Source organism: Methylosinus sp. R-45379 (assembly GCF_001644125.1).
Taxonomy (GTDB): domain Bacteria; phylum Pseudomonadota; class Alphaproteobacteria; order Rhizobiales; family Beijerinckiaceae; genus Methylosinus.
In genome coordinates this window covers 1-7,122 of sequence record NZ_LUUM01000009.1, presented here as the reverse complement: position 1 = coordinate 7,122, position 7,122 = coordinate 1, and the positions used below count along the sequence as shown (strand labels likewise).

Sequence of the window (7,122 nt, the reverse complement as noted above, 5' to 3'; positions counted from 1 at the left end):
CGGCCGCCGCCCGAAGGGCGTCGTTGGACGTGTCTGCATGTTCCTTTGCCTCATTCAGGCAAAAGAAATCCGCTCACCGAAACGGTGCCAAAATGCTTGACAGCGATTTGCGGAAGTGTGATTCTCTCAGTTGCTACACATTGAGAAGGGCTTCCGGGGCGTGATCGTTTCGGGGGCCTTTTTCTTTTGCTGGGTTCTCCTCTCGCCGCCTCTCACGCGCCTTTCGATGCGCCGTCGCCGGCGTCGAAAGAACGATACTCCTCGAGCAACTCGGGCAGGCGAGCGGCGAGAAACTGCGCAAATGCGCTTCCATCCGCTTTTGCCAGCGTCACTCTGACATCGCGCTCGGAGGCGCGAATTTCCGCGATCGATTGGCCCGCGGAGTTCCTGATCTCTATGATCGGGCGGGCAGGGCGCGGCTCCGCCTCGGCCCGCTTCGCCGCGGCGAGCGTCCGTGCAAAACGCGTGTCGCCATCGAGCGATGAGAAGGCGGGAAGGGCGGCCGCCGCCCTCGCCCGCCTCAGCGCCGGAGCGTCACGCAACAACTCGGCGAATTCCTGCCAGCGGCCGCGGCCGATCCTCGGCGCCCTTCCGATCGCTCGAACGACATCCTCCGGCACCGCCTTGGCGACCGATATGAGCTTGGAGGCCTCGGCCCTGTCGATGGCGAGCGCCTGCTGAATGACCGAGCGACTGCGCCCGGCGCTCTCCAACCGCCAAGCGAAGACCGCGCGTTCGATGAAGCTCAAATCCTCACGCGCTGAATTTTCGACGCCCTGCGCGATGATGAGATCATCATCGCCGAGCGCGCGAATGATCGCTTTCACCGGACGGCCGAGTTGGAGCGCGGCGCGAATGCGGCGATGGCCGAAGGCCGTCTGATAGCGACCGGGCAGGGCAGGGTTGACGCGCAGCAGGACGGGAACTTCCTGCCCACGATCGCCGATCGATTGTTTCAGCGCCTCGAAGGAGGCGTCCTCCTCCTGCGGGAACCGATCGGCGAAAGGGGAGGGGTCGACCAACCCCGGGTCGATGTCGACCACCTGCTCGCCCGCGGCGATGCGTGCCCGCAGCATTTCGTTTTCCCGCTCTATGTCGGAGAAGGTCTCCTTCATCGAGCGCACCGCCCCGGCCGCGACGCGGCGCGGCTCCGGATTGTTGTCAGCAGACAACATCGGGGCGGGGGGCTGCGCGAAGAGGGAGCGGATCGTATCCGTGCGCTTGCTCATCGCCGCCAGACCTTTTCCATGAGGCTGAGGATTTCCCGATTGACGCCATTGACCGATTCGAGCCCGCGCTCGAAAGCGGCGCGGCCGACCGAGCCCCTTTCGAGTTCGTAGAGCGATTGCTTGGTGAGCCCGGCATTGGCGATGGCCGTCGACTTCCATACCGTCGCGCCCAGCACATCCTGGCCGAAGAGATTGCGCAGAAGAGCGACAATCTGCGTTTCCGGCACGTCATTGGGATCGTGCCGTGTCACGACATATCGGATGAAATCATAATCCAGCCGGCCGCCTGCCTCCTCGATGACCGTCATGACGTCCGACGTCATGAGCAGAAATTGATTCATCGAGGCCACATCCACCATCTGCGGATGAATGGTCACGAGCATGGCCGTCGCCGCATTCAGCGCGCCCATGGTGAGATAGCCGAGCTGGGGCGGGCAATCGATCACGACGACGTCGAAATCGTCCGCGATCTCGGCGATCGCGCTACCGACCCGCCGAAAAAACAAATCGCCGCCGCGCAGTGACCGCTCCGCCATGGCGCGCGGAGTGTGATGCTCGAATTCCATGAGCTCGAGATTGCCGGGGACGAGCGAGACCCCGGCGAAATAGGTGGGTCGCACCACGTCCCGCATCGGCCGGCGCGCCTCGTCATAGCGAATCGCGCCATAGAGGGTTTCGCCCTCGCCAATATCGAACTCCGGCTGATAGCCGAACATGGCCGAAAGCGAGGCCTGCGGATCGAGGTCTATGGCCAGCACCCGATAACCTTCGAGCGCGAGAAACTGCGCGAGATAGAGCGACGTCGTGGTCTTGGCCGACCCGCCCTTGAAATTGGCGACCGCGATCACCTGCAATTTGTCGCCGGGGCGCCGATGCGGCAAGAATCCGAGCGCCTCCTTTGGACGCGCGCCCGCGAGGTAGACGCGCAGCTCACCGATCTGGGCCGGCGTGTAGGATCGCCGTCCACCGCCCGCCACCGCGGGCGTCGGGCCGAGCCCGTCGAGCGACAATTGCCGAAGATATCCGTCGGACACGCCGAGGAATCGCGCGACCTCGCCCGACGAGAAAGAGCGAAGGGTTTTTCGAGCCGCCGGCGGAAACAGCGTGGCGCTCAACGCCTGCATCTGCCCCGACAAGACTTTCGCATGGCGGGTCATTCGCTGCAGCGCGCTCTCCGGCGCCGTATAGGGCAGGGCGTCCAAGTTGCTCGTCACAGAAAACGGTTCCTAAGCGTTAAACGGCCAATTTCCGTCTGTGACTAGAGGCCGATTCTCGATTCGTTGCAAGCCGTATTGAGTTAATGGTGTCCTAACGGCCCACCGGCCGCAGTCCGCGCAAAGGCATGCATCGCCCATAGCGCCTCAATGATTCGGCTCTCGGCCGATGAACGCGCAACCCGCATTGGCACGGCCCGCGGTCTCGAACCGAAGGAGACAGACGAGCGTCGACTGTGTCCCCTCGAATCGCGATGAGCGCACCGCTCCCGTGCGGACATACGTATAGCGAAAAAGCTCCTGCCGCGGCAGCAGGCGCCGCTGAGACGACCTAGCCGCCTTCTCAGCGGCGCTGACGCGACCGAGAAGGGGCGGCAGGTCAATACCCTGATCGGCGGCAAGGGAGGCCGCCGACAGTCGCTCCCACGTAGCGACCGAGCCTGGCGTTCTCCGAATTCTGGGCGTTCAACGGCGCAACACGCCCCGCGCTTTTTATTTAAGCAATTCGGCCCCGGAGCAAGACGCTTATATTTGTTCCGCGGGCGAGCGGCGATCTATCGCTTCACGCGTGAGGAAAACTGCCTCAATCTACGCCGCTATGGGACCAGCCCCTGCCCCGGCTCCACCATGATGCTGAGCGTGACAAAGAGCCAGAGCACGGCAAAATCGACCTTGTCGACAGACATTCCCTCTGCATTCCGCGAACTCCTTTGCGCCAGACGAATACAAAGCTATGCCATATTATTTTATATCATTTACATATCGTAACGGAAAGCACACGCCAATCTGAACGATAGCAAGATGGAATAACCCCATTTTTGTCTAATACCTGGAGCCGATGGCCGGCACATCGAAAAGTATTTCGCGCTCAACGGGAGGCGGAGTGGCGTATCCATAAGCAGAATATCGACCATTATATTATCGTCATTTGGACAGCATTCATCGGCGCAGACCACACAATGGCTACCCGATCCCGCTTCTGGCGCCCGCCAGCACGCAATACGCGAGCGTGACGCTGAGCGGCGCAAACGCCGGCCTGAAGATCAACGGAACCAATTACACGCTCATCCAGACTGTCGCGCAGCTCGACGCGCTCGACAGCCATGACGCCACCGTCCTGCCGGGAACCACGGCGGCGAGCGTCTCCGGCAATTATGCGCTGGGGCAGAATATCGATGCGTCAGGGACGACCTACACCGATGCGTTGATCGAGAAATTTTCCGGAATGCCGGCCGGCCTCGACCATACGGTCGGCAATCTGACGATCACCTCCACGGCGTTAGTGAACAATAATCCCGTTTCCAATCTCGCTCTGATCGGCCAGACGACCGCTGGCGGCCTCGTTCGCGATATCGGAGTCGTCAACGCCAATATAAGCTCCTCGGCCACAGTTGTCTTTTCGTCCGGACCGCAGACAGTTTACGACAACTTCCTCGGTGCGCTGGTCGGCTCGAATTTGGCCAATATCAGCAAAGCCTACAGCACAGGAACCGTCGTTGGAGGCAATTCCGGCGGTCTGATCGGCTATAACGGCATTTTCCCACAACCCGGCGTGTTCAACACCATCTCGGACAGCTTCTCGACAGTGAATGTGACCGGTGCAACGGTCGGTGGACTGATCGGCCGAAGGCGAATATCTCAAGATCTATCGTTCCCACGCCAGCGGAACCGTCGACTCTTCACTCGGAGGAAACAGCGGAGGATTGATCGGCTACGCAAGCAATACGAATGTTTACGATTCTTACGCAACCGGTGATGTCCTCGGCGGCACGATCGGCGTTGGTCTCGGAGGCCTCATCGGAAATGTGCCGAGCGGCTCCGCTCCGATCCTCATCAGGAACTCCTTCGCCACCGGCAATGCGACGGGTTTCTACGATCTCGGAGGGTTGGTCGGCACTGTCTCATCGTCGATTTCCAACTTCACCCTGGAGAATAGCTACGCCACGGGCAATGTGACCAGCTATCAGAACACAGATGTCAGCCAGCCCCCCGGCATCGGCGGCCTGATCGGCGCGGCCAGCAGCTTTGGCTCCAACATCGTGACGATCACGAATTCTCACGCCACGGGCAATGTGACCTATACGGGGGCCTTCGGCACGGGGGCCGGCGGCCTCGTCGGCTATACGCAGGGTAACGGGCTCATCGCCAATTCTTACGCCACCGGCAATGTCACAGGCGTCTCCGGCACGGGCGGCCTTATTGGCACAGGCGGCTCGACCAACATCACCAACTCCTATGCGACCGGCAATGTGACCGGGGGCAACAACGCCGGCGGCCTCGCGGGCTCCAGCAGCGCGACCATCACCAATTCCTACGCTACGGGCAATGTCGTCGCCAATGTGCAAGCCGGCGGCCTCGTGGGAACCAACGCCGGCGGGACGATCACCGGCTCACACGCGACCGGATCGGTGACCGCTCTCGGCACGACGACCAACGCCACGCTGGCTTCCGCCGGCGGGTTGGTCGGAACCAATTTTGGACTAATCTCCAATTCCTACGCCACCGGCGCCGTGACGGGCCAGAGCGGCTACACGGGCGGGATCGCCGGCGTGAATTTCAACAATAGCGGCAATCCCAACAACACGACGACCGGCGTCATCAACAACAGCTATTACAACTCCGAGGTCAACCCCAGCTTGCCGGCGACCAATTTTCCGTCAGGCCTCGCAAGTCAACTCGTCGCCGGCAAGGTGACTGGCGGCGGCGGTTTGACGAGCGCCCAAATCAAGGACGCGCCCTTCTATATCAATGGCACGATCAACCAAGTGTTCGCCGCGCGCGCGGCAGCGGCAGAAGCCGCCGCAGCCGCCGCCGCGCGTCTGGCCCAGACGCAACATGCGGCGAGCGGCGCCGGCAATGTGATCTCCAATCGGGCGACGGCGCCGACCACTGTTCCCAACGGGTTGCTCGCCACGGCGGGCAGAGCGGCGGTGGAGGCCGTGTCCTCGGCCGATGTCGACGCCCTCATACAGGGCTGCGAGCCCACGCAGACGCCTCTGCCGGCGGTCCGCACGCATACGCAGCATGCTTCGACGACGACGAGCGGGCCTCACAAGGTCCACGTCTCCTCGCCGGGCGCTCATTATCGCGCGCGCATTCGCAGCATCGAACTCGACGGCCAGCATTTCGATCTTGGCAACGGCGGCAGGAACTCGGCTCCCACGCCAAATGCCCAATAATGAGGTCGATCCTCGAACGGAGATCCGTGTTCTTCTTCTCCTGCTCGGCCGCGCCGCAGGCCTTCGCCCAAAGACAGCGAACTGACCCTCGACGCCGTGCTCGTCGGTCTCGGACGATGCAGCCGAGACCGACAAGGGCCTCGACGACCGATCGCCGGCGATACGCGCGAGGGGGCCGGGTTTACCGCTTTGTCTGTCGATGATAGAATGGCTTATGATCCATTTGCTCCGCGCGCTCATCCCCATGCTCGCATTGGCTTCGCTGCTCCTCGGAGCCGCGCCGCTGGCGCGCGCCGGTCACGGATGCGAGGGCATGAGCGCCGCCGCCATGGAGGATTGCCATAAGGCGGCGGGGGATCGCGGCTCGGTCGCGGCGGATGATTGCGCGGCTGTGTCCTGCGCGCAGATTTCGCCCGTCGCCACGCCGAATGAATGCTCCTTCCTCATCCCCGCCGTAACGGCGAAGGGGAGGGCCATCGCAGCGAGCGACGCCGATTTCGCCTCACTGACCGGCTCTCCAGAGCTTCGACCTCCGATCGCCTGAAGCCGCAATCGCCGGCTCCGCTGCTCGCGCGACGGAACGGCCATGTCGCTTCAACGCCATCCGCCGCAGCAGCGGCCGGAGATCGAGATCATGCCTCCTTACGCGCCTATTTTCGGCGCGCTCGCGCTCGCCGCGAGCGTGACCGCATCCGTGCTTCACGCCTCCCATTCCGACGCCACCCATAGCAACGCCGCGGGGTCCGAACTTTCGGCGCGGGCCGCCGCGCTCGATGATCCCATCTTGTTCTATCGCGATCCGATGGGTGGGACGGAGATCGCGCGCCAGCCGCGCAAGGACGAGATGGGAATGGATTTCCTGCCCGTGCGCCGCTCGCAGCTCGCGCCCTTCGTCGCAAAGCTCCCCGAGCCGCCAGTCGCCGCGAGCGAGGAGCCGCTCTTCTACCGCGATCCTATGGGCGGTGACGCGATTTCCGCCACGCCGCGCAAGGACGGCATGGGGATGGACTTTCTGCCGGTCCGTCCCGCCGATCTGCGCGCCATACTGACGAAGCTCGCCGCCGCGCCGCGCAGGAAACGCATCCTCTACTACCGCAATCCGATGGGGCTGCCGGATGTGTCGGCCGTTCCGAAGAAGGATTCGATGGGCATGGATTACACGCCCGTCTATGAGGGCGACGATGTCGAGGCCGATGGCGCGCTACGCATCGCACCTGGGAAAATCCAGCGCGCCGGCGTGCGCTCGGAGCTGGTGCGCCGTCAGCCGATCGTCACCGAGATTCGCGCGCCCGGCGCCGTGCAGGTCGACGAGCGCCGCGTCGCCGTCGTCGCGACGCGCTCGGAAGCCTTCATCGAGAAGGTCTTCGAGGCGACGACCGGCGCGCGCGTCGCCAAGGGCCAGCCGTTGGCGCGGCTCTATTCGCCGGCCATTGCGGCGGCGGCTGCCGATTATCTCGCCTTCTCCGGCGCACGCCCTCGAGCAGGCTGGGATCGCCGCTG

7 protein-coding genes are annotated in these 7,122 nt (G+C 63.3%); 4 read left to right on the top strand and 3 right to left on the bottom strand.

Annotation, left to right across the window (positions count from 1 at the left end; all coding sequences use genetic code 11):
- Positions 1–212: 212 nt before the first annotated feature.
- The 3 genes from repB to A1351_RS25695 form a co-directional block, all read right to left on the bottom strand.
- Positions 213–1,229 (bottom strand): plasmid partitioning protein RepB, encoded by a 1,017-nt coding sequence (gene repB, locus A1351_RS01225; RefSeq protein WP_024882163.1) that lies wholly within the window; start codon positions 1,227–1,229, stop codon positions 213–215.
- Positions 1,226–2,353, bottom strand: a complete 1,128-nt coding sequence (repA, locus tag A1351_RS01220; protein WP_245275699.1) for a plasmid partitioning protein RepA — start codon at positions 2,351–2,353, stop codon at positions 1,226–1,228. The genes repB and repA overlap by 4 nt, the downstream gene beginning before the upstream one ends.
- Positions 2,354–2,590: 237 nt before the next feature.
- On the bottom strand, positions 2,591–2,707 hold the full coding sequence (locus A1351_RS25695; protein WP_245267493.1) for a hypothetical protein: 117 nt from the start codon (positions 2,705–2,707) through the stop codon (positions 2,591–2,593).
- Between the two features lie 745 nt (positions 2,708–3,452).
- Between A1351_RS25695 and A1351_RS01215 the strand changes: the two genes are divergently transcribed.
- The 4 genes from A1351_RS01215 to A1351_RS01200 all read left to right on the top strand — a co-directional run.
- On the top strand, positions 3,453–4,199 hold the full coding sequence (locus A1351_RS01215) for a hypothetical protein (protein WP_157096030.1): 747 nt from the start codon (positions 3,453–3,455) through the stop codon (positions 4,197–4,199).
- The gene (locus A1351_RS01210) at positions 4,147–5,622 is read left to right on the top strand and encodes a GLUG motif-containing protein (protein ID WP_157096029.1); all 1,476 of its coding nucleotides are present in this window, start codon (positions 4,147–4,149) and stop codon (positions 5,620–5,622) included. Before A1351_RS01215 ends, A1351_RS01210 begins: the two co-directional genes overlap by 53 nt.
- A gap of 214 nt (positions 5,623–5,836) precedes the next feature.
- The gene (locus A1351_RS01205; protein ID WP_064031948.1) at positions 5,837–6,166 is read left to right on the top strand and encodes a hypothetical protein; all 330 of its coding nucleotides are present in this window, start codon (positions 5,837–5,839) and stop codon (positions 6,164–6,166) included.
- Positions 6,167–6,208: 42 nt separating this feature from the next.
- The coding region (locus A1351_RS01200; RefSeq protein WP_245291550.1) for an efflux RND transporter periplasmic adaptor subunit at positions 6,209–7,122 on the top strand (914 nt) is incomplete at its 3' end.